The organism is Actinomycetospora sp. 2LY8.5, assembly GCF_057180585.1.
Window position 1 is genome coordinate 1 of the sequence record NZ_JBXUHE010000092.1, and the last position, 3,664, is coordinate 3,664.

A 3,664-nucleotide genomic window follows, 5' to 3' on the forward strand; every position below is an offset into this window, starting at 1 on the left:
CAAGCCGTGATTGCGCTCGCTCGCCGGCGGGTCAACGTCCTGCACGCCATGTTGCGCACCCGCCAGCCTTACCGTCTCGACCATCGGCCGGTCCAAGCCGCTTGACAGAAGCATTAGGCAGCGGCCTTCCCGTCGGTCGGGTCCTGGCTGTTGGAGGGCGTCGCACTCGCGCCCGACCCTCCGGAGCCGCGGGATGACGAGCGGGGAGCCGGCGCAGTCTGACCCGCCGGGGTCCGCATGCCGGTCGCGCGCAGCGTGTAGCCGAGGCGCTTGTACTCGCCCTGGCCCTCCAGCTTCGGGGCCGCGGTCATGCCCTCGAACTCGATCGGCCGGACGACGATGCCCGGCGCGACCTCGATGCCGTCCGGCGGCACCGGCTGGTGCTCGGCCAGCACAGTCACCGAGACCGACTTGTCGGCCTCGCGCGTCGCCGACGGGTCTGAGACCGTCACGCGCCACATCCGCTTGCCGGTCTCCTCGTCGACCTGCTGACGGACGGGCCGGCCCTTCGCTCGGTCCTCGCGCGACTGGTACTCGGTCACCGCCGAGACCTCGCCCATCATCAACCCGCCCTGCGGGAACACCGTCTCGAACTCGACAGCGAACCTCTGCCCGTAAGGGACTGCCATCACCATCTCCTCGTCACAGGGGCACGCATGCCCAGGTACCGAGGAGCGTACGCACTTAAAGTGCGGGTCCCGCACTAATAGTGCGGGTCTATTCGGGTGGTCTTGTCAGGTCACTCTCTGTGCGAGGTCGCGAAGCTCCTCCGAGCCGGTGCGGTCGCTCTGCACGAGGTCGGCGACCAGCTCGCGGACGCGGGCGTGGCTCTCGAACTGCTGCGGCGCGAGGTCCAGCCCACGGCGCAGGGTCGCCACGACGGCGTCGGTCTGGCGGAGCTGGGCCTGAGCGCGAGCGACGTCGATGAGGAGCCGGCCCTGCCGCTCGGGGGAGAGTCCGGAGGCGTCAACGGTCTCGGCGACCCGGAGCGCGCGTCCCGCGTCGCCCAGTTCGACCGCGACGGCCACGTCGTGTAGGAGCACGTTCGTCGGCCCGAACTCGGTCTCGTAGTCGTTGCGGTCCTCGCCCAGCTCGTTGGCGGCTGCCCTGGCCTCGTCGAGGTAGAGGTACGCCATGCGGGCGTCGTTGAGCCGCGCCGAGGCCACGGCGAGCTGGAGCTTCAGAGCCCCGCGCACCGCGATCGCGGGGGCGTCACCGTCCGCGGCCCGCTCGTCGAGCGCGTGTGCGGCGGACTCCGCGGCACGGATCGCGAGATCGAAGCGGCGGGCCACCTGGAAGACGATCGCGAGCCGGAACGCACCTTCGGCCATCAGGAGCGGGTCGCCGGCCTTCTCGGCGGCCGTGATGGCGCGGTCGATCGCGACCCAGGCGGCGCCGGTCTCGCCGAGCTTGGACAGCACGCCGGCCACGGCGAGGTACGACCGGGCCTTGGCGACGTTGACGACGATCTCGTCGTCGCCGGTGGCGTTGCGCGCGGAGCGCTCCAGCTCGGGGAGCAGGTCGGTAAGGAGTGTCGCCAATTCGTCGTACCGCGACCCGTGGGCGTACTCCCACGCCTTCACGGCTTGCCGGTCGAGGTCCTGGACGTTGAACGGCCGCGTGCCGGCGAGCACGGCGTGGAGCGCGTCGCTGGAGGAGAGCGCGAGGCTCAGCGCGCTTGCCGCCGGCTCGACGTCGGCCTGGACGACCTTCTGCTCCGGCGCCAGCTCGGCGACCGGCACGCCGAGCGCTTCTGCGAGCCGTTCGAGCACGCTCATCCGGTCGATGCGCCGTGCCCCGCGCTCGACCTGGCTGAGCCACGTTTCGGAGCGGTCGAGCCGGGCGGCGAACTCCGCCTGTGACAGGCCGAGCTTCTTGCGCAGGAACGCGACACGCTGGCCGAAGGCCCGCTGATCTCCGGGGGCGCTCACTGGGGGAGGTTCTTGCCGCCGGTGGGCGTCAGGAACTCCACCCGCGTCTTGGCGATGTAGTGGTCGCGCTCGCTGAGGAAGCGCTTGGTGTGTGGCTGGCTCTCGTGCGCCTCGAAGGCGTCCCGGTCCGCGTAGACCTCGTAGAAGACCCGGGCCAGGGGAGCGTCCTCGACGGTGTGCACCGCGTAGAGGAGCGTGCCGGGCTCCTGCTCCCGGATGCCGGGGGCAGTCTCCGCCACGAGCTGGTCGAACCCCTGAGCCGCAGCCTCGTCCTTGAGGTCAAAGCGGACGGTCAAGCCAAACATGTCATCCTCCGAGTGCGGTGCCGCACTCAGAGTACCGGCAACACCGGGGGTGGCGACCGCGAGTCACCACGGCTGCGCGAAGCAGAGGTAACGTCACTACCTTTCGAGCGGATGCGGCGCGCGAGTTGGAGTCCTCTCATTACTGCAGGGTGGCCTCGTCATGCCTTCATCTTCTTGGTCGCACGTCGGCTGCTTCCTGGCCTGCAAGTCATCGTCCCGTGTAACACCCCGCGAAGCGTAAGCGACTTGCAAACTAACGGACACGTGGGGGGTAGACCTTGACTAATGCGCAGCCAGCCGAACTGCTGGGGCAGGAGATTCGATTTACGGCTGCCGTTCTCAGTATAGAACCGCAGGGCTCGCATATCCTCGGATCAGCATTCTCTACTGTGCCGGGCTTCTGGGCAACAGCGTTCCATGTAGTCAAAGCTCATCAGAAGAATTTGCAGATCGTAATGCCTCGTTACCAGGTTGGATCGGACTTCCAGGAGACGCGTCAAGATGGTCAGATCTCCTACTTCCAAGCCGAAGTCTATAGGGCTAATCCGATCCACGATCTGTGCATCCTCCGAGAAGCTGGCGACTCAAGCGAACCTCGCTCGGCTCCGCTAATGGGCAATGTTGACACCCTAAGGATCGGTGCCGACGTCTCGACAGTTGGCTTTCCTCACGCTGACTGGGGACGACTTGTTCTCACTCGCCGCGACACCCAAGTCGGAGCGAAAGTGCTCCTGACAACGTCGGGCATCGACGTTAAGCACTTGGTGCTCAACATGCAGGGGCAGACTGGTCAATCTGGGTCGCCTGTAGTGGACTCATCCACTGGCGAATTGCTTGGTGTCGTTGTCGGCAACTATGCCGCGGGCGGCGGCGGGCATATAAGCATCGGGGGTATCGACCCGGCGACTCTCAACGAAACGACGTACGCAGTGTCCGCCGAGTACCTCTTGGAGATGTTCAAGTGAGTCAAGAATTTGGCGAAGGGGTGTCTCCAGACCTTGCCGTTTGGATATCAGGACTTCCTAGCTTCCAGCAGTCGATCCTTCTCGATCTGGAATCGAGGCTCGAAGACCTAGATCTCGTGGCAGAAGCCTGGGCGGAATCTTCCCCGCCAGAAACCGCGGCTCGCGGCGGGGCTCACGGCAAACCTGGCCCATCTCTGATTCGAGCTTGTCGTGATGTCATCTTCAGAAAGATCTGCTCCGATGACGACCGCGATAAAGGCGATCGCGAGGCCGTAAAGAGCCACCTCGGCTTACGCGAGCAGGGGCTCTTAGCTGTGACGACCCAGGCGATATCGGAACAGCTGATATGGAGGGCGTTCCTGTCAAGCGGGCAGGGGTGAGTGGCCTCGGTGCTTACGCATCGTGGCTGTTCGGAGGGTGCCGGCGGGGCCGGGTGGGTGGAGGCGTGTCGGCGCGACGCGCG

Annotated in this window: 4 protein-coding genes; 1 reads left to right on the top strand and 3 read right to left on the bottom strand. The window is 66.2% G+C overall.

The features are described from left to right. Positions 1-113: 113 nt before the first annotated feature. From AC2A1K_RS35480 to AC2A1K_RS35490, 3 genes are all read right to left on the bottom strand, one after another. Positions 114-629, bottom strand: a complete 516-nt coding sequence (locus AC2A1K_RS35480) for a hypothetical protein (protein WP_483901049.1) — start codon at positions 627-629, stop codon at positions 114-116. Positions 630-734: 105 nt separating this feature from the next. Next, the gene (locus tag AC2A1K_RS35485) at positions 735-1,931 is read right to left on the bottom strand and encodes a helix-turn-helix domain-containing protein (RefSeq protein ID WP_483901050.1); all 1,197 of its coding nucleotides are present in this window, start codon (positions 1,929-1,931) and stop codon (positions 735-737) included. After that, positions 1,928-2,236 (bottom strand): putative quinol monooxygenase, encoded by a 309-nt coding sequence (locus AC2A1K_RS35490; RefSeq protein WP_483901051.1) that lies wholly within the window; start codon positions 2,234-2,236, stop codon positions 1,928-1,930. The genes AC2A1K_RS35485 and AC2A1K_RS35490 overlap by 4 nt, the downstream gene beginning before the upstream one ends. Before the next feature lie 278 nt (positions 2,237-2,514). Here AC2A1K_RS35490 and AC2A1K_RS35495 point away from each other — a divergent pair, with 278 nt between their 5' ends. Beyond that, positions 2,515-3,201 carry a S1 family peptidase gene (locus AC2A1K_RS35495; RefSeq protein ID WP_483901052.1) on the top strand — a complete coding sequence of 229 codons (687 nt, stop codon included), beginning with the start codon at positions 2,515-2,517 and terminating at the stop codon, positions 3,199-3,201. The last annotated feature ends 463 nt before the right edge of the window (positions 3,202-3,664 follow it).